At 63.3% G+C, this 21,963-nt stretch carries 19 protein-coding genes and 2 tRNA genes; 8 read left to right on the top strand and 13 right to left on the bottom strand.

Going from position 1 to position 21,963, the window contains the following annotated elements; genetic code table 11:
- Positions 1 to 42 precede the first annotated feature (42 nt).
- Positions 43 to 2,487: a S9 family peptidase gene (locus tag JC616_RS10860; RefSeq protein ID WP_227108211.1), complete on the top strand. Its 2,445-nt coding sequence runs from the start codon at positions 43 to 45 to the stop codon at positions 2,485 to 2,487.
- 141 nt (positions 2,488 to 2,628) lie between these two features.
- Here the strand turns inward: JC616_RS10860 and JC616_RS10855 are convergent, their stop codons facing one another.
- Positions 2,629 to 3,768 carry a HoxN/HupN/NixA family nickel/cobalt transporter gene (locus JC616_RS10855; protein ID WP_227108210.1) on the bottom strand — a complete coding sequence of 380 codons (1,140 nt, stop codon included), beginning with the start codon at positions 3,766 to 3,768 and terminating at the stop codon, positions 2,629 to 2,631.
- Between the two features lie 125 nt (positions 3,769 to 3,893).
- Between JC616_RS10855 and JC616_RS10850 the strand changes: the two genes are divergently transcribed.
- Positions 3,894 to 4,169 carry a metal/formaldehyde-sensitive transcriptional repressor gene (locus JC616_RS10850; protein WP_107799205.1) on the top strand — a complete coding sequence of 92 codons (276 nt, stop codon included), beginning with the start codon at positions 3,894 to 3,896 and terminating at the stop codon, positions 4,167 to 4,169.
- Between the two features lie 374 nt (positions 4,170 to 4,543).
- Here the strand turns inward: JC616_RS10850 and JC616_RS10845 are convergent, their stop codons facing one another.
- The 11 genes from JC616_RS10845 to tig form a co-directional block, all read right to left on the bottom strand.
- A complete protein-coding gene (locus tag JC616_RS10845; protein WP_227108209.1) occupies positions 4,544 to 5,353 on the bottom strand; it encodes a MetQ/NlpA family ABC transporter substrate-binding protein in 810 nt (269 codons plus the stop codon).
- A gap of 67 nt (positions 5,354 to 5,420) precedes the next feature.
- The gene (locus JC616_RS10840; RefSeq protein ID WP_107799207.1) at positions 5,421 to 6,107 is read right to left on the bottom strand and encodes a methionine ABC transporter permease; all 687 of its coding nucleotides are present in this window, start codon (positions 6,105 to 6,107) and stop codon (positions 5,421 to 5,423) included.
- Positions 6,107 to 6,844, bottom strand: a complete 738-nt coding sequence (locus tag JC616_RS10835; protein ID WP_227108208.1) for a methionine ABC transporter ATP-binding protein — start codon at positions 6,842 to 6,844, stop codon at positions 6,107 to 6,109. Before JC616_RS10835 ends, JC616_RS10840 begins: the two co-directional genes overlap by 1 nt.
- 370 nt (positions 6,845 to 7,214) lie before the next feature.
- Complete coding sequence (locus JC616_RS10830; RefSeq protein ID WP_227108207.1) at positions 7,215 to 9,050, bottom strand: SurA N-terminal domain-containing protein; 1,836 nt, start codon at positions 9,048 to 9,050, stop codon at positions 7,215 to 7,217.
- Positions 9,051 to 9,122: 72 nt separating this feature from the next.
- Positions 9,123 to 9,199 (bottom strand) — tRNA-Asp (locus JC616_RS10825).
- Between the two features lie 6 nt (positions 9,200 to 9,205).
- Positions 9,206 to 9,281 (bottom strand) — tRNA-Val (locus JC616_RS10820).
- Positions 9,282 to 9,325: 44 nt separating this feature from the next.
- A complete protein-coding gene (locus tag JC616_RS10815) occupies positions 9,326 to 9,595 on the bottom strand; it encodes an HU family DNA-binding protein (protein WP_019101406.1) in 270 nt (89 codons plus the stop codon).
- Between the two features lie 174 nt (positions 9,596 to 9,769).
- Positions 9,770 to 12,187, bottom strand: coding sequence for an endopeptidase La (gene lon, locus JC616_RS10810; RefSeq protein ID WP_107799210.1), 2,418 nt, complete (start codon positions 12,185 to 12,187; stop codon positions 9,770 to 9,772).
- Positions 12,188 to 12,330: 143 nt separating this feature from the next.
- Positions 12,331 to 13,605, bottom strand: a complete 1,275-nt coding sequence (clpX, locus tag JC616_RS10805; protein WP_107799211.1) for an ATP-dependent Clp protease ATP-binding subunit ClpX — start codon at positions 13,603 to 13,605, stop codon at positions 12,331 to 12,333.
- A gap of 19 nt (positions 13,606 to 13,624) precedes the next feature.
- Positions 13,625 to 14,257 (bottom strand): ATP-dependent Clp endopeptidase proteolytic subunit ClpP, encoded by a 633-nt coding sequence (gene clpP / locus JC616_RS10800; RefSeq protein WP_107799212.1) that lies wholly within the window; start codon positions 14,255 to 14,257, stop codon positions 13,625 to 13,627.
- A gap of 18 nt (positions 14,258 to 14,275) precedes the next feature.
- A complete protein-coding gene (tig, locus tag JC616_RS10795) occupies positions 14,276 to 15,583 on the bottom strand; it encodes a trigger factor (protein WP_107799213.1) in 1,308 nt (435 codons plus the stop codon).
- 583 nt (positions 15,584 to 16,166) lie between these two features.
- Here tig and trxB point away from each other — a divergent pair.
- From trxB to JC616_RS10770, 5 genes are all read left to right on the top strand, one after another.
- Positions 16,167 to 17,123, top strand: coding sequence for a thioredoxin-disulfide reductase (gene trxB / locus JC616_RS10790; protein ID WP_227108206.1), 957 nt, complete (start codon positions 16,167 to 16,169; stop codon positions 17,121 to 17,123).
- A 4-nt stretch (positions 17,124 to 17,127) separates the two neighbouring features.
- The gene (locus JC616_RS10785) at positions 17,128 to 17,751 is read left to right on the top strand and encodes a Smr/MutS family protein (RefSeq protein ID WP_227108205.1); all 624 of its coding nucleotides are present in this window, start codon (positions 17,128 to 17,130) and stop codon (positions 17,749 to 17,751) included.
- Between the two features lie 99 nt (positions 17,752 to 17,850).
- The gene (locus JC616_RS10780) at positions 17,851 to 18,303 is read left to right on the top strand and encodes a peroxiredoxin (protein ID WP_048414751.1); all 453 of its coding nucleotides are present in this window, start codon (positions 17,851 to 17,853) and stop codon (positions 18,301 to 18,303) included.
- Between the two features lie 59 nt (positions 18,304 to 18,362).
- Positions 18,363 to 19,766: a PhoH family protein gene (locus JC616_RS10775; protein ID WP_107799216.1), complete on the top strand. Its 1,404-nt coding sequence runs from the start codon at positions 18,363 to 18,365 to the stop codon at positions 19,764 to 19,766.
- The gene (locus JC616_RS10770; protein ID WP_227108204.1) at positions 19,766 to 20,593 is read left to right on the top strand and encodes an alpha/beta hydrolase; all 828 of its coding nucleotides are present in this window, start codon (positions 19,766 to 19,768) and stop codon (positions 20,591 to 20,593) included. Before JC616_RS10775 ends, JC616_RS10770 begins: the two co-directional genes overlap by 1 nt.
- A 143-nt stretch (positions 20,594 to 20,736) precedes the next feature.
- Here the strand turns inward: JC616_RS10770 and JC616_RS10765 are convergent, their stop codons facing one another.
- Positions 20,737 to 20,925: a putative motility protein gene (locus JC616_RS10765; RefSeq protein WP_048411033.1), complete on the bottom strand. Its 189-nt coding sequence runs from the start codon at positions 20,923 to 20,925 to the stop codon at positions 20,737 to 20,739.
- A 169-nt stretch (positions 20,926 to 21,094) separates the two neighbouring features.
- On the opposite strand from JC616_RS10765, the gene JC616_RS10760 reads away from it, so the two are divergent.
- Complete coding sequence (locus JC616_RS10760; RefSeq protein ID WP_227108203.1) at positions 21,095 to 21,928, top strand: GNAT family N-acetyltransferase; 834 nt, start codon at positions 21,095 to 21,097, stop codon at positions 21,926 to 21,928.
- The last annotated feature ends 35 nt before the right edge of the window (positions 21,929 to 21,963 follow it).

The following is a 21,963-nucleotide window of genomic DNA, read 5'->3' as shown; positions in this document are numbered from 1 at the left end:
CAAGTTTTTCCGCTTGCCCGCCATCCCTCACAGGAGCCCCGCATGCCCCCTCGTATTCCGCTGCTGGCCGGCGCGCCGCTGATCGCCGGCCTGCTGGCCGCGGCGCCGTCAAGCGCCGCCGAACAGGGCTATCAGACCCCGCCCGCCGAATTGCGCGCCCTGGTGGACGCGCCGCGCCCGCCCTTGCAAAGCCTGGGCCCCAAGCGCCGGACCCTGCTGCAAATCCATCGCCCCGGTCTGCCCGGCATCGCCGACGTCGCCCAGCCCGAACTCAAGCTGGCCGGCTTGCGCCTGAATCCCGCCATGCGCGCCGCCAGCCGTTTCGACTTCGGCAACGCGCTAAGCCTGCTGGACGTGAAACAGGGCCGCAGCCGCGCGGTGCGCGGCCTGCCCGCCGGGGCCCGCATCGCCGACAGCGCCTGGTCCGCCGACGAAAGCCGCGTGGCTTTCAGCCTATGGGGCGCCAAGGGCGTGGAGCTGTGGCTGTTGGACGTGGCCGACGCCCGCGCGCGCCGGCTGGGCGAGGTCCACCTCAACGCCGCCACCGGCCCCGGCTTCGCCTGGTTCGGCGAACAGCTGCTGATCAAGCGCGTGCCGGCGAAGCAAGGCCCGGCGCCGCGGCCGCCCCAGGCTCCGAGCGGCCCCAATATCCAGCAAAGCGAAGGCGGCGCGCCGTCCCAGACCCGGACCTATCCCGACCTGCTCAAGACCCCGTACGACGCCGACCTGCTGGACTACCAGCTGCAAAGCCAATTGGCCTTGCTCAGCCTGGACGGCAAGCTCAGCCCCATCGGCCAGCCCGACCGCTATCTCGGTGTCAGCGCTTCGCCCAATCGCCAATACCTGCTGGCCACCCGCCTGCAACGCCCCTACTCCGGCCTGGTGCCGATCTCCCGCTTCCCCAAGCGCGTCGACGTATTGGACCGGCAAGGCCGCATCGCGCATACCGTGACCCAGCGGCCGCTGCTGGAACGCATGCCTTCCGGCAACGACGCGGTGGAGACCGGCCCGCGCGAAATCGCCTGGCGCGCCGACGCGCCGGCCAGCCTGTTTTGGGTCGAAGCGCTGGACGGCGGCGACCCCGGACAAAACGCCGCCGAGCGCGACGCGCTCTATCTGCAAGCCGCGCCCTTCCAGCAAGCGCCGCGGCAGCTGCAGCGGCTGGCCAGCCGCTTCGCCGACGTCCGCTGGGGCCGCGGCGACCTGGCCCTGGTGCGCGAACACTGGTGGAAAAGCCGTGAACTGAAAGTCTGGCGCGCGCGCCCCGACCAGGACCGTCCGCCGGAACTGCTAAGCAGCCGCAAATCGGAAGACCGCTACAGCGACCCCGGCGAGGCGGCCATGATCAGCAACGCCAACGGGCAATCCGTGCTGCAAACCACGCCGGACGGCAAGGCCATCTATCTATTGGGCGAAGGCGCCGGCCCCGAAGGCGACCGCCCCTTCGTCGACCGCTACGCGCTGGACGACAAACGCGCCACGCGGCTGTGGCAATCGCAAGCGCCCTGGTTCGAACGGCCGGCCGCGCTGCTGGACGACGCAGGCCGGGACCTGCTGCTCAGCCGCGAATCCGTCAGCCAGCCGCCCAATCTCTACCGTCTGGCGCTGGGGCAAGCGTCCGGGCCGCTGGCGCTGACCCATGTGCCGCACCCGACGCCGCAATTGAAGGACGTCGCCAAGACACTGCTGCGCTACCGGCGCGCCGACGGCGTGGCGCTGACCGCCACCCTCTATTTGCCGCCCGGCTACGAGGCCAAGCGCGACGGCCCGCTGCCGCTGCTGATGTGGGCCTATCCCACCGAGTTCAAAACCGCCGCCGCGGCGAGCCAGGTGACGGAATCGCCCTACCGCTTCAATCGGATCAGCTATTGGGGGCCGCTGGCCATGCTGGCGCGCGGCTACGCGGTGCTGGACGATCCGGGCATGCCCATCGTCGGAGAAGGCGAGAAAGAGCCGAACGACAGCTATCTGCCGCAGCTGAAAATGAACGCCCAGGCCGCGGTGGACGAAGTGGTGCGCCTGGGTGTGGCCGACCCGGCCCGCATCGCCGTCGGCGGCCATTCCTACGGCGCCTTCATGAGCGCCAATCTGCTGGCGCACACCCGGCTGTTCCATGCCGGCATCGCCCGCTCCGGCGCCTACAACCGCACGCTGACGCCCTTCGGCTTCCAATCGGAGGAACGCAATTTCTGGCAGGCCAAAGAGGTTTATCAAGCCATGTCGCCGTTCAACTACGCCAATCAGATCAAGGACCCGCTCCTGCTGATCCACGGCGAAATGGACAACAACCCAGGCACCTTCCCGCTGCAAAGCGAGCGTCTATACCAGGCGCTGCAGGGCCTGGGCGCGGTTGCGCGGCTGGTGACCCTGCCGGCGGAAAGCCACGGCTACCGCGCTCGCGAATCGATATTGCACATGCTGTGGGAACAAGACCGCTGGCTGGGACGTTACCTGGGCCGCGCCGGCGCCGCGCGGCAGCCGTCCTAGGAAACCGTTCAGAGTCGCGCGAGCAAGAGCGGGACAAGGCCTTGCGGCGGAGAAAGCGGAGCGTGCAAGCGCTGCATGGGCATTTCGAAGCCGTACTCGCCGCGCCGCGCCCCACGAAGCGCGGCAGACCTTGAACAAGCGCTAAGCGGCGAGGCCGCGCGCGGCCTGCGCGGCCATCGCCAAGCCCACCACCAACATCAGCCCCGCCGACAGATAGGGCGCGCGCCGCGCCCACTCGCCCAGGCCGCCGAAACGGGCGCCCGCCTGGCGCACGCCCCAGGCCGCCAGCACGCCGACGCTGACCAGCGCCAAGGCCAGCCCCAGGCTGAACGAAGCCACCATGGTGGCGCCCAGGGAGAAGCGCTTCAGATGCAGGCATAGCAGCAAAATGGTCACCGAGGCCGGACACGGTATCAGCCCGCCGGTCAGGCCGAACAAGGCGATCTGCGCATTACCCACCTTCCTGCCGGCGAAGCGCCGCTGGATGTGCTCGGCGTGCGCGCGTTCATGCGCGTCCTGATAGGCGGGCAGCGTCGCCGTCGCTCTTCGCGCCGGCTTGGCCGGTCCCGCGCTCACCGCCCGGCGATACGTCCCCGCTCCCTCGGCGCCGGCCGCCGGCGCGAAACGCACGGGATAGCGATGAACGTGGCCGCCATGGCTTAGGAGCAAGGCCTTCGCCATCGCCCCGGCCGGCAAGAGCGGGCTGAGCAGATACTCCCCCTCAGTTTCGAAAGCCAGTTCCCCGGCCTCCTCCTCGCCTTGCCACGCCAGCGCCAAGCCGCGCCCATCGGGTTTCAGCCGTCGCAGACCGGCGCCGTACTGGTACAAGGCCACGCGCAGACCGTCCTCGCGCAGAAGCAAGGCCTCGACCAGACCATGGCCGGTGTCTATCATGCTGCCGCCGTTTGGCGGCCGCCGCATGGCCCGCGCCGCCAGATTGTCCCGCCGGGTGCGCCACAACATCCAGGCCGCCACCGCCAAAACCACTACGGCGGAAAACAGCATCAGATACGGCTCCGCCTGTTCGGCGATCAACTGATTGCCGTATTGGAGCGCCAGCGCCGCCAGCAGCCAGACGATCAGCGAATGCGACAAGGCCGCGCACAAACCCAGCAGCACCGCCTGGCCTATGCTGCCGCGGATGGCGATGATGAAAGACGCCATCATGGTCTTGGAATGTCCGGGCTCCAGCCCGTGCAGCGCGCCCAACAGGATGGCGGACGGAATGAACAGCCAGAGATTGATGTTGCCCTGTTGGATCAGCTCGGCGATTGGCGGCATCTTTGACCTTCTTTACAATGAGTTCCGTTTGGCCGCCGCTGACGATTGGAATCAACGCGTCCGGCGGCGGATTGGCGTCAATATACTATACCCCAGTATATTATCAATAGAAGGAAGCCGCTCGCATGCCGCATACCGTGAAAGACAAGAAGAAATTATTGACCCGCGTCCGCCGCATCAAGGGCCAGGCGGAAGCGCTGGAACGCGCGCTGGAACAGGAAGTCGATTGCTCGGCCGTGCTGCAACAGATCGCCGCGGTGCGCGGCGCCGTCAATGGGCTGATGATGGAAGTGATGGAGGGCCATCTGCGCGAACATCTGGGCCCTGAGGCCGACGACCCGCTGCAGCGCAGCCGGGACCTGGAACAGGTGGTGGGCGTCTTGCGCTCCTATCTGAAATAAGAGCCCTAACAAAACCGTGCAGCGCACCTGAGCCAAGGCGCGCCGACGCAGACAGCACCAGTAGTACGACAAGGAGACGCAACGCAGGATCAGGGGTTTTGTTAACGGGCCTGAGAAACCTGTTTACGATCTGCTGCGCGTCGTGAGACCTCACACGGTGAGTGCCCCTTCGAAATGCTCATGTACCGTGTGTACACTCCGCTTTCTCAGCGGTTTTCGCCTTGTCTCACCTTAGCTCGCGAAATCGTAAACACGTTCTAAGCGCACAAAAAAATTGGGAGGGCTAAGCCCTCCCATCAAGTCTTGTAGCCAGGAGTGTTACAAGAAATCCTGCGCCGCCGGCCGTCTGCCGGCGCGCGAATAAGCGATCTCGCTTAGTTCCAGTTCTGCGGCAGCTTGTAGCCCGCGTACTTCTGCTTGGCGAAAGCCTTGAACGCCGGCGAGTTGTAAGCCGCCACCACGTCCTTGGCCCAAGGCTTGGCCAGGTCCGCCGTGCGCACCGCGCCCCAGTTGACGTAGGCGTAGCTCTTTTCCTGATAGATTGCCTCGGTCAGCTTGATGCCGGAGCTGGTGGCGTAATTGCCGTTGATCACCGAGAAGTCCACATCGCTGCGCGAACGCGGCAGTTGCGCGGCTTCCAGCGGAATGATCTTGATCTTCTTCACATTGACGGCGATGTCGCGCTCGGAAGCGGTCAGCGGGTTGATGCCCGGTTTCAGCTTGACCCAGCCCAGATCGGCCAGCATCACCAGCGCGCGGGCGAAATTGGACGGATCGTTGGGGGCGGCCACGGTGGAACCCACTTTGACGTCTTTCAGCGCCTTGATCTTGCCGGCGTAGATGCCCAGCGGCGCGGTCGGCACCTGGAACGCTTCTTTCAGGTTCAGCTTGTGCTCTTTGACGAAGTTGTCCAGATAGGGCTTGTGCTGGAACACATTCACGTCCAGCGCGCCTTCCTGCAAGGCCAGGTTAGGACGCACGTAATCGGTGAACTCCACCAGCTTGACCTTGTAACCCTGCTTTTCCAGGATGGGCTTGATCGATTGCTTGACCATGTCGCCGAAATCGCCGACGGTGGTGCCGATCACGATGTCCTTCTTGGCCGGGTCCGCCGCCAGCGCCACACCCGCCGTCGCCAAACCCAATACCGACGCCGCCACTGCCTTGATCACGAATCTACGCATTTGTTTCTCCTGCTTGTCCATTGATAGGTAAAAGCTTAGCCCTGCCGGCGCCTGACGCCGGCGGATGTCAACGTTTGTCCAGCTTGGCGGCCAGCCGGTTGCCCAGCAGCTGGATGACTTGCACCAGCGCCACCAGCATCAGCACCATGGCCACCATCACATCGGTCTGATAACGGTAGTAGCCGTAACGGATGGCCAGATCGCCGATGCCGCCGCCGCCCACGACCCCCGCCACCGCGGTATAGCTCAGGAAGCTGATGGTCAGAATGGTCAGACTGGAAATCAGGCCGGAGCGCGCCTCGTTGAGCAAGACCTTGCAGATGATCTGCAGCGGGCTGGCGCCCATCGCCTCTGCCGCCTCCACCACGCCGCGCGGAATTTCGCGCAGCGTCTGCTCGACCAGGCGGCCGAAATACGGAATCGCGGCAAAAGCCAGCGGCACCGAAGCCGCCACCGGACCGATGGTGCTGCCCACCAGCGCTCGCGTCAGCGGCACCAGCGACACCATCAGGATGATGAAGGGGAAGGAACGCACCAGGTTCACCACCCAGCCCAGCACGCCGTTCAGCGCACGGTTGGCGAACTGCTGGCCCGGCTGGGTCAGGTAGAGCACGATCCCGAGCGGACCGCCCAGCAAGACGGCCGCGCTCAGGCCTATGCCCAGCATCACTAGCGTTTCCTGGAAGGCCTGCCAGATTTCCGGCCCCATGCTCACCAGGTTTTGCAATGCTTCGTTCAGGGTTGCGGCATCCATTACGCGGCCTCCAGCAGCGAGCGCGCCAGATCGGAATCCGCCGCCACCTCGTTATTCGACACATCCACCACTTCCACCACCCGGCCGGCGTCCAGTGCCGCCGCGCGATGGCAGATCGCCCTCACCACGCCCATCTCGTGGGTGACGATGACAATGGTGACGCCAAAGCGTTGATTGATGTCCTTCAGACAATCCAGCACGGCTTGAGTGGTTTTCGGGTCCAGCGCCGAGGTGGGCTCGTCGGCCAGGATCACCTTGGGATTGGGCGCCAGCGCGCGGGCGATGCCGACGCGCTGCTTCTGGCCGCCGGACAATTGCGCCGGATAGTGATTGGCGCGGTCCAAGAGGCCCACCACTTCCAGGCATTCATGGACGCGCTTGTCGATATCCGCCCTGGCCCAGCCCGCCACTTCCAGCGGGAAGGCGACGTTGCCGGCCACGGTGCGGTTGGCCATCAAATTGAATTGCTGGAACACCATGCCGATATTCTGGCGCGCGCGGCGCAAGGCCTTGGCGGACAGGCTGGTCAGATCTTCGCCATCGACGATGACGGCGCCGTGGTCCGGACGCTCCAGCAGATTGATCAGGCGCAGCAAGGTGGATTTGCCGGCGCCGGAAAAGCCGATCAGTCCGAAGACTTCGCCCGGACGAATCGTGAGAGAGGTGTCCGTGACCGCATCGAACCAGCCCCCCTCGGGGTGACGGAAACGCTTACGAACATTTTGCAGATGAATCATTCCAAATACTCCAAAAACACAAGGCCCGCCAATGAACTTGGCGGGCCTTGCATGGGAATCTTCGGAATCACTACGGAATCGAGATTACTGTAAGCAGATGCTGGATCACGTCCTGGGGCTGCTTACCCACGCTTTAGCTGTTTTACGCCCGCAAGCTGTGTTCAAATCGGCGACTAAATTTGTTTATGATTGAACATCTATTTTCGTTTCCAGTCAATAGTTCCGGCTAAAAAAGATTGAAATTATCTCATCCCGCTCAAAAAAATCGCCCGCTTAGCGCTCAAACTTATAAGCAAATCAGTGTGCGGCATATGAAAAACCGCCGCCAGCAAACGCTGACGGCGGCGATCGGACATCGTTCAAACCGGACTTATTGCGCGTCGGACAAACCCTGCTTGCCCATCGTCACGCTGTACTTCTGACGCAAGGTGTCCAGATAGCTGGACAGCTGGGCGTTGGCGTTCATCTCGCCCAGGATCGCGCTCAGCTGGCCGCGTTCGGCCTCGCTGGCCGCCGGCGCCGGAATCACCTTGTCGATGCGATAGAGCGCGTATTCGCCGTTGTCGCGCTTGGCGCCGGCGAAGGCCGGCAGCTTGCCCGCCTGAGCGGCGAACACCGCCCGCGCGTCGGCGATGGGCAGACCGGCCGGATCGCGACGCAGCAGGGTCTTGGCTTCGCTCCAAGCCTTGCCCTCGCCCTTGCCCGCCTTCAGCTCGGCCAACAGCGCCTGGCCCTTCTTCTCGGCCAGCTTGGCGCCTTCCTTGGCCACCAGCTCGGCCTTGATCACCTCGCGCACCTCGTCCATCGTCTGCTGACGCTCCGGCTGATGTTCGGCCACGCGCACCACCAACAGGCGGCTGTTGCCGATGTCCACCGGCTCGCTATTGTGCTTCTTCTTCAGCACGTCTTCGCTGAACGCCGCCTCAAGCACCTTGGGGCTGTTGAGCAGCGGGTCCGCCGCCGGCTTGCCGCGGCTCAGCCAATCGGAATGCTGCGGCTGCAGCTTCAGCTGCTCTTGCAGCGCCTTCAGCGAATCGCCCTGCTGGTAGGCCAGTTCGGTCAGTTTGTCGGCCTGGCTGCGGAACAGGCTGCCCGCCTGCTGACGCTGCAGCTTCTCGGCGATAGCCGCCTTCACTTCGGCGAAGTCCTGAGCCTTCACTTCGTCCAGCTTGATGATGTGATAACCGAACTCGGTTTCGATCACTTCGCTGATCTGGCCCGGCTTCATGCGGAACACCGCGTCGTCGAAAGGCTTGACCATCATGCCGTGACCGAAGAAACCCAGATCGCCGCCATTGGCCGCGGAGCCCGGATCTTGCGACTTGGCCTTGGCCAGTTCGGCGAAACGGGCCGGATTGGCGCGCACATCCTTCAGCAAGGCCTCGGCTTCGGCCTTGATCTTGGCCTTCTGCTCCGGCTTGGCGTCCTTGGCCACCGTCAGCAAGATATGGGAGGCGCGGCGCTGTTCGTTGCTGAACTCGGCCTTGTGTTCTTCGTAGTATTTCTGCAGCTCGGCGTCGCTGGGCTTAAGGCCTTGAGCCAAGGCGTCCTGGGACAGCAGCACGTAGTCGAGCTTGACCCGCTCCGGTACGCGGAAACGCTTCAGGTTGGCGTCGTAGAAGGCCTTGAGCGCGGCGTCGTCGGTCTTGACCTCGGCGGCGAAATCCGCCGGCTTCAACAGCAAAGAGCGCACTTCGCGGCCCTCGCCCAACAGGCCGGCCAGACGGTTGACCACGGTGCCGGCGACGAACTCGGTGCCGGCGATGCCGGTCAGCTGGCTTTGCAGCACGATGTCGCGCTTGACCTGGGCTTCGAAGGCTTCCGGAGACGGATAGCGGTTTTGCAGGAATTCGCGATAGCGTTCCGGGCTGAACTTGCCGTTGTCCTGGAAGGCGGGAATGGAGGCGATGACTTTGCGCAGCTGCTCGGGGCTGACGGTGACGCCGCGGTCATGCGCGTCGGACAGCAGCAGTTCCTGACGGATCAGGTTTTCCAGCGCGGCCTGGCGGCTGGCCGGATCGGTGGGCTGGCCCTCCAAGGCTCGATCCAGATCGCGCTTGTAAATCTTGGCGGAACCTACCTTGGCGAGATAAGGGTCGTCGGAAGCTGCTTCATAGCTGCCCACGCCGAAGCCCACGAAGGTCAACGCAACAGCTCCCAATACAACCTGAATGAAGACTTTATTGTTCTGGACAAACTCGAACATGGCGATTGGCTTGAGCCACCCTTGTCAAAAAAAAAGGTGAACGCTGTATTTCGTTCACCTTTTTGTGAGTTCTGGCGGAGCGGACGGGACTCGAACCCGCGACCCCCGGCGTGACAGGCCGGTATTCTAACCAACTGAACTACCGCTCCGGACTGTGGTGGGCGTTGACGGAGTCGAACCGCCGACATTCTGCTTGTAAGGCAGACGCTCTACCAACTGAGCTAAACGCCCCTCGAAACACCTTGCCAGCCGCTAGGGGCTGCCAAGGCCGCTAATTATAGCGCGTCTTTCAGTGCCTTGCCAGCACGGAACTTCGGCGAACGAGCTGCCGGGATCTTGATGGTGGCGCCGGTCTTCGGGTTGCGGCCGCTGCGTTCAGCGCGTTCGCCAACGTAGAAGGTGCCGAAGCCCACCAGGGTCACGGTGTCGCCCTTTTTCAGAGCGTCGGTTACAGCGGCCACCATGCCGTCCAGCGCCTTGGCGGCGGCGGCTTTGGAGATATCGGCCTCAGCGGCAATAGCGTCAATCAGTTCAGACTTGTTCACGTAAGTCCCCTTTCGTCGTTCTCGGTCTACGTAATTCGGATAAAAACCGCTTGCTTTATAGCAAGGGCGAAATCCTTGTGTCAAGCGGCTTTGACGGGCATTTTGCCATTTCGCAAACACACTGGAAAGCCGCTTGAACACAAGTTATTCAGCGTTCGGCTAAGGCCATGATTCTTAATGCTTCATCACGGACACGCCTTGCGCTGCCTCCTGCGTCCCTCGCAACTCCTCCGCCGGCTTTTCTTCTTCCGACAAAGGCTCCGGTTGCCGCTCCAAGGCCAAAGCCAAGACTTCGTCTATCCACTTAACGGCATGGATTTCGATTTTATGCTTGATATTGGCGGGAATTTCAACCAAATCTTTTTCGTTGCCTTTGGGGATCAACACGTGCTTGATCCCGCCGCGATGCGCCGCCAGCAGCTTCTCTTTCAGGCCGCCGATGGGCAATACCTCGCCGCGCAGCGTGATCTCGCCGGTCATCGCCACGTCGGCGCGCACCGGAATGCCTGTCAGGATGGACACCAGGGCCGTGGTCATCGCGATGCCGGCGCTGGGCCCGTCTTTGGGCGTCGCGCCTTCCGGCACGTGGATGTGCATATCGCTCTTCTCGTAGAAGTCCGGCTTGATGCCCAGCGAACGCGCGCGGCTGCGCACCACGCTCATCGCCGCGGTGATGGACTCCTGCATCACCTCGCCCAGCTGGCCGGTGCGGATGATGTTGCCCTTGCCCGGCAGCGACACCGCCTCGATGGTCAGCAGTTCGCCGCCCACCTCGGTCCACGCCAAGCCGGTGACCTGGCCGATGCGGTTCTCGTCCTCGGCGATGCCGTAATCGAAACGGCGCACGCCCAGGAATTTGTCCAGGTTGCGGCCGCTGACGGTCACCTTGCTCGCCTTGCCGGCCTTCAGCGAGGCGCTGGTCACCACCTTGCGGCAGATCTTGGCGATTTCGCGGTCCAGGCTGCGCACGCCGGCTTCACGGGTGTAGTAGCGCACGATGTCGCGCAGCGCGGTCTCCTGCACCGCCAGCTCGCCCTCCTGCACGCCGTTGGCCTTCATTTGCTTGGGCAGCAGGTATTTGGTGGCGATATTGACCTTTTCGTCCTCGGTGTAGCCGGCGAGACGAATGATTTCCATCCGGTCCAGCAGCGCCGGCGGAATGTTCAGCGAGTTGGCCGTGGCCACGAACATCACGTCGGACAAGTCGAATTCGACTTCGGCGTAATGATCGATGAAGGAGTGGTTCTGCTCCGGGTCCAAGACCTCCAGCAAGGCCGACGACGGATCGCCGCGGAAATCCGCGCCCATCTTGTCCACTTCGTCCAGCAGGAACAACGGGTTCTTCACCGCCGCCTTGCTCATGTTCTGCAGCACCTTGCCCGGCATGGAGCCGATATAGGTGCGGCGATGGCCGCGGATCTCGGACTCGTCGCGCACCCCGCCCAGCGCCATGCGCACGAACTTGCGGTTGGTGGCGCGCGCCAGGGACTGGCCCAGCGAGGTCTTGCCCACGCCCGGCGGCCCCACCAAGCACAGAATCGGCGCCTTGAGCTTGTCGACTCGCTGTTGCACCGCCAGGTACTCCAGAATCCGCTCCTTGACCTTCTCCAGGCCGAAGTGATCCTCGTCCAGCACTTCCTCGGCCTTGGCCACGTCCTTGCTGATCTTGGTCTTCTTCTTCCACGGCAGTTCGAGCAGGGTGTCGATGTAGTTGCGCACCACGGTGGCTTCCGCCGACATCGGCGACATCATGCGCAGCTTCTTGAGCTCGGACATCGCCTTCTCGCGACCCTCCTTGCTCATGCCGGCGACCTTGATCTTGTTTTCCAGCTCGTCGAGGTCGCTGACCTCGTCCATCTCGCCCAGCTCTTTCTGAATCGCCTTGACCTGCTCGTTCAGATAGTACTCGCGCTGGCTCTTTTCCATCTGCCGCTTGACACGGCCGCGGATGCGCTTCTCCACCTGCAGGATGTCGATTTCGCCTTCCAGCTGCGACATCAGGTGCTCGAGACGCTGCTGCACGTCGAACATCTCCAGCACTTCCTGCTTCTGTTCCAGCTTCAGCGGCAGGTGGGCGATGATGGTGTCGGCCATGCGGCCGGCGCGGTCGATGCCGGCCAGCGAGTTCAACACTTCCGGCGGAATCTTCTTGTTCAGCTTGACGTACTGCTCGAACTGCGCGAGCAGCGCGCGGCGCATCGCCTCGGTCTCGGTCGATTCCTCGGCCTCCGGGCTCAGCGGCTTGAAGGCGCCGACGAAGCATTCGTTTTCTTCGCCCACGGATTCGATCATCGCGCGCTGACGGCCTTCGACCAGCACCTTGACGGTGCCGTCCGGCAGCTTGAGCATCTGCAATACCGAAGCGATGGTGCCGACTTGATACAGGTCGTCGGCGGACGGTTCGTCCTTGGAGGCGGAACGCTGCGCCACCAAGAGGATTTGCTTGCCCTCGTCCATCGCCAGTTCCAGCGCGCGGATGGACTTGGCGCGGCCGACGAACAACGGGATCACCATATGGGGGAAGACCACCACGTCGCGCAGCGGCAGCAATGGCAGCGTGGCTTCTTCTTTGAGTTCTGCGGGTTGCGGCATATCACCTAACCTTGCTTATGAAACAATGCTTGGGAGATGGGGGGCGGACAGTAAAATTCAACACCCCCATACTAAATCAGATTTCCGGCTCTACAAATAAAAAACCGCCCGGTTTGGGCGGTCTCCGGAGTCGCGGCGGACAATCAGGCCGATTGCGCCTTGTCGTCCTTGTCGCGATAAATGAACAGCGGTTTGTCGCCCTTGTCGATAACCTTTTCATCCACCACGACTTTTTCCACGTCGGCCATGGACGGCAGCTCGTACATGGTGTCGAGCAGCGCCCGTTCCAGGATGGAGCGCAAACCACGCGCGCCGGTCTTGCGGCTCAGCGCCTGCTTGGCGATCACCCGCAAGGCGGACGGACGCACTTCCAGCTCCACCGACTCCATCGAGAACAGCTTCTGATACTGCTTGATCAGCGCGTTCTTCGGCTGGGTCAGGATGGTGACCAGCGCCTCTTCGTCCAGCTCCTCCAGCGTGGCCGCCACCGGCAGCCGGCCGATCAGCTCGGGAATAAGACCGAAACGGATCAGATCCTGCGGCTCCACTTCCTGGAACAACATGGACAAGCTCTTGCCGTCGTCCTTGGAGCTGATGTCGGCGCCGAAGCCGATGCCGCCCTTTTCCGAGCGCTGGCGAATGATCTTCTCCAGCCCGTCGAAAGCGCCGCCGCAAATGAACAGGATGTTGGTGGTGTCCACCTGGATGAATTCCTGATTCGGATGCTTGCGGCCGCCCTGCGGCGGAATCGAGGCCACGGTGCCCTCGATCAGCTTCAGCAAAGCCTGCTGCACGCCCTCGCCTGATACGTCGCGGGTGATGGACGGGTTTTCCGACTTGCGCGAGATCTTGTCGATCTCGTCGATGTAGACGATGCCGCGCTGGGCCTTGTCCACGTCGTAGTCGCATTTTTGCAGCAGCTTCTGGATGATGTGCTCGACATCCTCGCCCACGTAACCCGCTTCAGTCAGCGTGGTGGCGTCGGCGATGACGAAGGGCACGTCCAGCAGGCGGGCCAGAGACTGGGCGAGCAAGGTCTTGCCGGAACCGGTCGGACCGATCAGCAGGATATTGCTCTTGGCCAGCTCGACCTCGCTCTTGCTTGCCGGGCTGCTCAGACGCTTGTAGTGGTTGTACACCGCCACCGACAGGGTCTTCTTGGCGAAATCCTGACCAATGATGTATTGGTCGAGATCCGCGCGGATTTCCTGAGGCGTAGGCAGCGGACTGTCTTCGGAGGAGGACGCGGCGTCGCCGACGCCCTTCTCCAGCTCCTCGCGAATGATGTCGTTGCACAGCTCGACGCATTCGTTGCAGATGAAGACCTGCGGCCCGGCGATCAGGCGTTGGACTTCATGCTGGCTCTTGCCGCAGAAAGAGCAGTAGAGAAGCTTTTCATTGCTGTTCTTATCAGCCATTGGCGGATTCCATCGCTCCTTAAGCTTTCACGTCCTTGTGGGACGTCAGCACTTTGTCGATCAAGCCGTAGGCCTGTGCCTCGTCGGCGGACATGAAGTTGTCGCGCTCGGTGTCGGCGATCACCCGCTCCAGTTGCTGGCCGCTATGTTTGGCCAGCAGCTCGTTCATCTTGGCCTTGACTTTGACCAGTTCGCGAGCATGGATCTCGATATCGGTGACCTGGCCGGACAGGCCGCCGCCGTACAGCAGCGGCTGGTGAATCATCACCCGGCTATTGGCCAGCGCGAAGCGCTTGCCCTGCGCGCCGGCGGCGAGCAGGAAGGCGCCCATGCTGGCGGCCTGGCCAATGCACAAGGTGGAAACATCCGGCTTGATGAAGTTCATCGTGTCGTAAATGGACATGCCCGCGGTAATCGACCCACCCGGCGAGTTGATGTAGAAGTGGATGTCCTTGTCCGGATTTTCCGATTCAAGGAACAACATCTGCGCCACAACCAGGTTGGCCGACTCATCCGTGACAGGGCCCACCAGGAACACGATGCGTTCCTTCAGCAGACGCGAGTAGATGTCATACGCGCGCTCGCCGCGGCCGCTCTGTTCCACCACCATGGGCACCAGGCCCAGACCTTGAGGTTCCATCATCGATTTCATCGGCCACTCCAGCTGTTATCAGGCGTTGTTGCCCATCAGGGCGTCGAAGGACAGTTCTTTCTCTACAACATTGGCCTTGGACAGCACAAATTCAACCACATTGTCTTCCAGTACCATGGAAGTCGGACCTTCCAGGCGGTCCGGGCTGGCGTAATACCAGGTCAGCACTTCAGCCGGATCTTCGTAGCTGTCGGCGAACTCGGTGATCATGGCCTTGACTTGGTCTTGCTTGGCTTCCAGCTTGTTGGATTCCACCACTTCGGACAGGATCAGACCCAGAGCCACGCGGCGCTCGGCTTGCTGAGCGAACAGTTCCGGCGGGAACGGCATGTCTTTGACGTTCATGCCGCGTTGCTGCATGTCGCGACGGGCTTGCTCGACCAGACGGCCGATTTCCAGGCTGACCAGGGCTTTCGGCAGTTCGATCTCGGTGGCGTCCAACAGCGCCTGCATCACGTTTTCCTTGGTGCGGGCCTGCAAACGGCGCTTCACTTCGCGTTCCACGTTCTTGCGGATTTCAGCGCGCATTTTCTCAACGTCGCCGTCGGCGATGCCCAGCAGCTTGGCGAACTCTTCGTTCACTTCCGGCAGCACGGCTTCAGCCACGTTCTTCAGCAGGATTTCGAACACGGCGGTTTTGCCGGCCACGTCCTTGCCGTGGTAATCCTCGGGGAAGCTCACTTCCACGCTCTTGATGTCGCCTTCCTTCATGCCGGCGACGCCCGCTTCAAACTCGGCCAACATCTGGCCTTGGCCCAGCACGAAGGGGAAGTTCTCGGAAGAACCGCCTTCGAAGAGCACGCCGTCGATGGCGCCTTTGAAGTCGATGATCACGCGGTCGCCGGTGGCGGCTTCGCGCTCAACGCGGTTGTAGCGGGTGCGCTGCTTGCGCAGGATATCGATGGTTTTCTCGATTTCGGCGTCGGTCACCGGGGTCAGCGGCTTTTCCACTTCCTTGCCGGCCAGCTCGCCAACCTTCACTTCCGGGTAAACCTCGAAAGTGGCGGCGAACTTGAAGTTTTCCTTGTCGTCGCCGGCGGCTACCGGCTCGAAGCGCGGGTAGCCGGCAACGCGCAGCTTCTGCTCGCTCACGGCGGAGTAGAAACCCTGTTGAACCTGTTCACCCATCACTTCTTCACGCACCTGGGCGCCGTAGTTCATTTCCACGATCTTCAGCGGAGCCTTGCCCGGGCGGAAACCTTGAATCTTGGCGTTGCGGGCCACGCGCTTCAGGCGCTCGGCCACTTGCGTGTCGATGGCCGCCATCGGCAGGGCGATATTCATGCGGCGCTCAAGATTGCTCAATGTTTCCAGCTGTACTTGCATGTTAAATCCTTAAGTGTGTGACAGGTTTAGTCATCTGGGACGGTACGACGCCACGGATCGGCAGACACGAAGGACATTGCCTCACCTCAGAGGTGGCGCTGCGCGGAGTTACACCACGCACCCAACGCGAAAACGGACAGTATAGCACGCGGCCGGTGCTGGCAAGTAGCCGCCGCGCGGCCGCGGCGGGCCAAGCGGGCCTAGCCCCGCCGCGGATTCCGGCATGACGGCGCCCCGAAAAACGGCAAGCTTTTGAATCGACGCGTGAATGAGCAAATGATTTCAGCCAGAACCAAGCCCGGCCGATAGGACGGCCGGGAACGGCGATAAAGGAATTCAATCAGCAATGTTGAATATTCCAATCAAGCCAACGCTTAACCTTGCCCCGCCGCTCTTGTATATTGTCAGCCGAAACGCCGGCGCCCGCGCGCGGGCCCGCTGGCTGAATAGTCCGCTCTTGCTCTTGGATTCCGACGGACAGACACCATACTTCAGAACTGAACGACTCGACCTCGGCGCCCAACCGGCAGCCCCGGTTTGACGCAATCGGTTTCATTACCCGCTTCTCACACAGGAAAACATCATGACCACGACTCGCCATAGCCCCCTGCTGATTCTTGGCTCCGGCCCCGCCGGCTACACCGCCGCCGTTTACGCGGCGCGCGCCAACCTGAAGCCGGTGCTGGTCACCGGCCTGGCGCAAGGCGGCCAGTTGATGACCACCACCGACGTGGACAACTGGCCCGCGGACGCCGCCGGCGTGATGGGCCCGGAACTGATGCAGCGCTTTCAGCAGCACGCCGAGCGCTTCGGCACCGAAATCCTGTTCGACCACATCCACACCACCCATCTGCATGAAAAACCGATCCGCCTGGTGGGCGACGCCGGCGAATACACCTGCGACGCGCTGATCATCGCCACCGGCGCCTCGGCCAAATACCTGGGCCTGGCCTCCGAAGAAGCGTTCAAGGGCAAGGGCGTGTCCGCCTGCGCCACCTGCGACGGCTTCTTCTACCGCAACCAGGACGTGGCGGTGATCGGCGGCGGCAACACCGCGGTGGAAGAAGCGCTGTACCTGGCCAACATCGCCAAGCACGTGACCCTGATCCACCGCCGCGAAACCTTCCGCGCCGAGAAGATTCTGATCGACAAGCTGATGGGCCGCGTCAAGGAAGGCAAGATCAGCCTGAAGCTGAACGCCACCCTGGACGAAGTGCTGGGCGACGCTTCCGGCGTCACCGGCCTGCGCCTGAAGTCCATGCAGGACGCCTCCACCGAAGAAATCAAGGTGATGGGCCTCTTCGTCGCCATCGGCCACCAGCCGAACACCGAGATCTTCAAAGGCCAGCTGGAAATGGACGGCACCGGCTACCTGATCACCAAGAGCGGCCGCGAGGGCAACGCCACCGCCACCAGCGCGGCGGGCGTGTTCGCCGCCGGCGACGTGCAGGACCACATCTACCGCCAGGCGGTGACCAGCGCGGCCTCCGGCTGCCAGGCCGCCCTGGACGCGGAACGTTACCTGGACAGTCTGAAGTAAACGCTTGAAAGCCTTCAAGAAAGCCTTGCAAGGCCTGCGCCAGCAGGTGCGCGACTCCCGCGCGCCGGCTGGCGTTTCCGTTTCCGCCGCGCCGCCGGCCGAACCGGAACCGGATTTCCGCCAGCTGTTCCGCGACGTCAAGCCGCTGAAGCCGGACAACCGCCACGCCAGCCCTCGCCCCAAGCCCAGCCCGCACCCGCGCCGCCGCCATCAACACGGCCAGACGTCGGAAGCGGTGCAACAGGCCTTGCTGCAGCAGATGGTGGGCTGGTTCGAACCGGCCGAGATCGACGCCCATTTCGCCCGGCCCGGCATGCCCTCCGCCACGCTGAAAAAGCTGCGCGCAGGCTTCTGGCCGGTCTGTCGCCAGCTCGACCTGCACGGTTGCGACCGCTACCAGGCCCAGGACGCCTTGGCGCTGTTCCTGCACCAGGCGCGGCGCCACGGCCCCTGCGTGCGGGTGATACACGGCAAGGGCTTCGGCTCCAACGGCCAGCCCGTGCTCAAGCGCATGGTGCGCGCCTGGCTCAAGCACCACCCCGACGTGCTGGCCTTTTGCGAGGCCGGCGAATCCATGGGCGGCGCCGGCGCGCTCTTGGTGCTGCTGCGGCGGGAACACGCGCCGTGAAAATTTCGTTACCCATTCCCATTGTCTAACCGGGCGGGAATCCGCTAATCTCAAAACAAGGCGGACGCACCAACCCAGTTCCACCACAGGAGTTACTGCATGTCCGGCATTGCTTGCCCCGACTTCACCCTGCCCGGCACCGCCGGCGTCTCGTTTCAGCTGTCCAGCAGCCCCAAGCCGCTGGTGATCTACTTCTACCCCAAAGACAACACCCCCGGCTGCACCAACGAAACCATGGATTTCCGCGATCTGCACGCCGAATTCGCCGCCGCCGGCGCCGCCGTTGTCGGCATTTCCCGCGACAGCCTGAAGTCTCACGAGAACTTCAAAGCCAAGCTGGAGCTGCCATTCGAATTGTTGTCCGATGCAGAGGAGGTTGTTTGCAATCTGTTTGGCGTCATCAAGATGAAGAATATGTATGGCAAACAGGTCAGAGGGATTGAACGCAGCACCTTCGTGATTGGCCGGAACGGCGACATCGCGCGCGAATGGCGCGGCGTCAAAGTGCCAGGCCACGCCGCGGCGGTGCTGGACTTCGTCAAGACGCTCTAAAAACCGCGACGGGGTCGGCCGATTCCCGGCCCGCCCCGCGATAAAACCAGGGGATCATCATGGCCAGCCGCAAAAAAATCAGCGCCAGCAAGCTGTTTGTTCTCGACACCAACGTGCTGCTGCACGACCCCACCTGCTTGTATCGCTTCGAAGAACACGATGTGTTCATCCCCATCATCACGCTGGAAGAACTGGACACCCACAAGAAGGGGATGTCCGAAGTGGCGCGCAACGCGCGCCAGGCCAGCCGTTTCCTAGATGAGATCGTCAGCGGGGCCGAAGCCAAGATCGAATCCGGCATTCCGCTGAAGAGCGCCAGCCGCGACGCCGCCGCCGGCAAGCTGATCCTGCAGACCCAGGCGATACACAGCGTGCTGCCGCCGTCTCTGCCGGTGGGCAAGGCCGACAACCAGATCCTCGGCATCGTGATGGCCTTGAAGGAGTTGCAGCAAGGCCGCTCAGTGATCCTGGTGTCCAAAGACATCAATATGCGCATCAAGGCCCGCGCGCTGGGCCTGGACGCGGAAGACTATTTCAACGACAAGGTGCTGGAAGACACCGACCTGCTCTACACCGGCACCCGGGAAATCGACGAAAGCTTCTGGGAGCGCAACGGCAAGGACATGAAGTCCTGGCAGGAACAGGGCCGCAGCTACTACCAGGTCAAGGGCCCGGACGGCCAGAACCTCTACGTTAACCAGATGCTGTGGCAGGAAGGCGCCCAGCCGCTGCAGGCGCGCGTGACCCAGGTGGAGGGCAAGACCGCGGTGCTGCAGACGCTGAAGGACTACAGCCACCACAAGAACAATGTCTGGGGCATCACCGCGCGCAACCGCGAGCAGAACTTCGCCCTCAATCTGCTGATGGACCCGGAGGTGGACTTCATCACCCTGCTGGGCCAGGCCGGCACCGGCAAGACGCTGCTGACGCTGGCCGCCGGCCTGGCGATGACGCTGGAACAGAAGCTGTACTCCGAAATCATCATGACCCGGGTCACCGTGCCGGTGGGCGAGGACATCGGCTTCCTGCCCGGTACCGAAGAGGAAAAGATGGCGCCGTGGATGGGCGCGCTGGAGGATAATCTGGACGTGCTCAACAAGAGCGACGACGACGGCGGCGACTGGGGCCGCGCCGCCACCCGCGACCTGATCCGCTCCCGCATCAAGGTCAAATCGCTGAACTTCATGCGCGGCCGCACCTTCCTCAACAAATACCTGATCATCGACGAGGCGCAAAACCTGACGCCCAAGCAGATGAAGACCCTGATCACCCGCGCCGGCCCCGGCACCAAGGTGGTCTGCCTGGGCAATATCTCGCAGATCGACACCCCCTACCTGACCGAGGGCAGTTCCGGCCTGACCTATGTGGTGGACCGCTTCAAGGGCTGGGGCCATTCCGGCCACATCACGCTGCAGCGCGGCGAGCGCTCGCGGCTGGCGGACCACGCCGCCGAAGTGCTGTGATGTCCCCGCGCCTGGAGCTGCTGCATCAAGCCCCGGCGCCAACGGCGGCGCGTCTCGCGCCGCCGTTGTTGTTCGTGCACGGCGCCTTTTGCGGCGCCTGGTGCTGGCGGGAATACTTCATGCCCTGGTTCGCCCGGCAAGGCTACGATTGCTGGGCGCTGAGCCTGGAGGGACACGGCGGCAGCGAGGGCCGGGATTACCTGGCCGCGATCGGCGTCGACGACTATGTGCGCAATCTCGACGCGGCGCTCAAGCAATTGCCGGCCGCGCCGGTGATGGTGGGCCACTCCATGGGCGGCTACGTGGTGCAGCAATACCTGAGCCGCCGCAAGCTGCCCGGCGCGGCCTTGCTGGCCTCGGTCCCGCCCGGGGGGCTCGCCTCGTCCAGCCTGCGGCTGCTGACGCAGGCGCCGGCGCTGTTTCTCAAGCTCAATATGTACCAGCACGGCCTGTACGATCCGGAGTTCATCGAACTGAAGGACATGCTGCTGTCGCCGGACGCGCCGGAATCGGCGGTGGAACTGCTGATCAGCCGTTGCCAGCAGGAAAGCCAGCGAGCGCTGATGGACATGACCCTGATCAACCCGCTGGCCAACCGGCCGCTGGCGCGGCTGCCGGCGCTGGTGCTGGGCGCGGCCGAAGACCGGCTGGTGGGGCCGGAAGATGTGGTGGCCACCGCGCGGCGTCTGGACGTGGCGGCGGACATCCTGCCCCATCTTGGCCATATGATGATGCTGGACACGCGCTGGGAGAGCGCGGCGGAATGGCTGGCGAACTGGCTGGAACGGCAATTTCCGGAAGACTGGGATCAGGCGCTCAGCGCCTGATAACCTGTTTACGATCTGCTGCGCGTCATGAGACGTGGCGCGGCGAGCACCGCTTCGAAATGCTCATATGCGCATCGTGAACAGGTTCTGAACCCGGCAATAAAAAAAGCGGCCTAGGCCGCTTTTCCAGTCACCCCGCCGTCTCAGGCGCGGGTATCGATATTCTGCCCCAGATGGGCCGGATTGCTGGCCTGGGCCTGCGCCATATTGTCGGACGCGCCTTGCACCAAGCTCAAAGCCGACTGCGACTGCGCCGACATGGCTTTTTTCAATGCGTAGATCTGGATGCTGTTGGACACGCCCTGCCCGCTGATCTGACTCAATCCATCCATACTTCGCCTCCCTCTGAAACACGCACAATGCGCATGGCTATAGTCTAGACGCATCGTCGTCGGCTGTCATCGCTGAATTTAGTCTTTTGTATCCAATTCACGACAGCGCCGACCGCGCCGCGCCCTCGCCGCGCATAATCAGCCCATCCCTATTGATCCGAGCCCGTCCATGCGCCTGCACAGCCTGTCCCTGATCGATTTCCCCCTCATCCATCAAGCCTTCAGGCTGGCATTCAGCGACTACCTGCACGCCGGCCAGCCACAGACCGACGAGCGCGCCGTCGCGCCAGGCGCCGATGCTCAACTCCGGGCGCCAGCCGCGCCGATGCAGCATGGCGGCCAGCTGTTCTTCGTCCATTTGCATGGGCTGCACTGCGACGAGGCCGGCCCGATCGGCTATTGCGTCGCCACCGGCGTCACGCCCGACGCGCGCCGCCAAGGCCTGCTGCAAGCCATGGCCGCCGCGGTCAGCCGGCGGCTGGCCAGCCGGGGCATACAGCGTCAACAGCTGGAGGTGATCAGCGACAACGCCGCGGCCATGGCCGCCTATCTGAAGCTGGGCTTCCGTCCTCGCCGCCGGCTGGACTGTTACCGCATTGAACACGCGCTGGCCGTGGACGCCGCGCCCGGCTGGCGCTGCGAAGCCGCTGACCGCTCGCAATGGCCGCGCTGGCCGCTGCACAGCGAGCCCGCCGTGCCCAATAGCCGCGACAGCCTGGAGCGCGCGCGGCCGCCGCTGCTCTTGATGACGGCGAAACAGAACGGCGATTTGCTGGGCTACGCGCTTTATTCCGCCGCCGGCGACGTCGCGGAACTGGCGGTTGCGCCGCCGCATCGGCGCCGCGGCGTCGCCCGCTCGCTGCTGGCCGCCGTTCAGCGGGACACCGCCGCGCCCGCGCTGGCCATCAGCAATCTAGACGCCGACGACGAAGCCGGCGCCGGCCTGCTGCGGTCTTGCGGCGCTCGTCTGTGGCTGTCGCAATGGGAAATGCGCCGCCCTTGACCTCCGGCATGCCAATGCCGTAATATCAAACAAAT

Origin of the sequence: Chromobacterium rhizoryzae, from assembly GCF_020544465.1 — a bacterium.
GTDB lineage: Bacteria > Pseudomonadota > Gammaproteobacteria > Burkholderiales > Chromobacteriaceae > Chromobacterium.
The sequence above is the reverse complement of the archived record's forward strand: the minus strand, read 5'-3'. Positions and strand labels throughout refer to the sequence as shown.

Coding starts and splice junctions, on each gene's coding strand:
- JC616_RS10860 (WP_227108211.1), top strand. CDS start 43: ATGCCCCCTCGTATTCCGCTGCTGGCCGGCGCGCCGCTGATCGCCGGC.
- JC616_RS10855 (WP_227108210.1), bottom strand. CDS start 3,768: ATGCCGCCAATCGCCGAGCTGATCCAACAGGGCAACATCAATCTCTGG.
- JC616_RS10850 (WP_107799205.1), top strand. CDS start 3,894: ATGCCGCATACCGTGAAAGACAAGAAGAAATTATTGACCCGCGTCCGC.
- JC616_RS10845 (WP_227108209.1), bottom strand. CDS start 5,353: ATGCGTAGATTCGTGATCAAGGCAGTGGCGGCGTCGGTATTGGGTTTG.
- JC616_RS10840 (WP_107799207.1), bottom strand. CDS start 6,107: ATGGATGCCGCAACCCTGAACGAAGCATTGCAAAACCTGGTGAGCATG.
- JC616_RS10835 (WP_227108208.1), bottom strand. CDS start 6,844: ATGATTCATCTGCAAAATGTTCGTAAGCGTTTCCGTCACCCCGAGGGG.
- JC616_RS10830 (WP_227108207.1), bottom strand. CDS start 9,050: ATGTTCGAGTTTGTCCAGAACAATAAAGTCTTCATTCAGGTTGTATTG.
- lon (WP_107799210.1), bottom strand. CDS start 12,187: ATGCCGCAACCCGCAGAACTCAAAGAAGAAGCCACGCTGCCATTGCTG.
- clpX (WP_107799211.1), bottom strand. CDS start 13,605: ATGGCTGATAAGAACAGCAATGAAAAGCTTCTCTACTGCTCTTTCTGC.
- clpP (WP_107799212.1), bottom strand. CDS start 14,257: ATGAAATCGATGATGGAACCTCAAGGTCTGGGCCTGGTGCCCATGGTG.
- tig (WP_107799213.1), bottom strand. CDS start 15,583: ATGCAAGTACAGCTGGAAACATTGAGCAATCTTGAGCGCCGCATGAAT.
- trxB (WP_227108206.1), top strand. CDS start 16,167: ATGACCACGACTCGCCATAGCCCCCTGCTGATTCTTGGCTCCGGCCCC.
- JC616_RS10780 (WP_048414751.1), top strand. CDS start 17,851: ATGTCCGGCATTGCTTGCCCCGACTTCACCCTGCCCGGCACCGCCGGC.
- JC616_RS10775 (WP_107799216.1), top strand. CDS start 18,363: ATGGCCAGCCGCAAAAAAATCAGCGCCAGCAAGCTGTTTGTTCTCGAC.
- JC616_RS10770 (WP_227108204.1), top strand. CDS start 19,766: ATGTCCCCGCGCCTGGAGCTGCTGCATCAAGCCCCGGCGCCAACGGCG.
- JC616_RS10765 (WP_048411033.1), bottom strand. CDS start 20,925: ATGGATGGATTGAGTCAGATCAGCGGGCAGGGCGTGTCCAACAGCATC.
- JC616_RS10760 (WP_227108203.1), top strand. CDS start 21,095: ATGCGCCTGCACAGCCTGTCCCTGATCGATTTCCCCCTCATCCATCAA.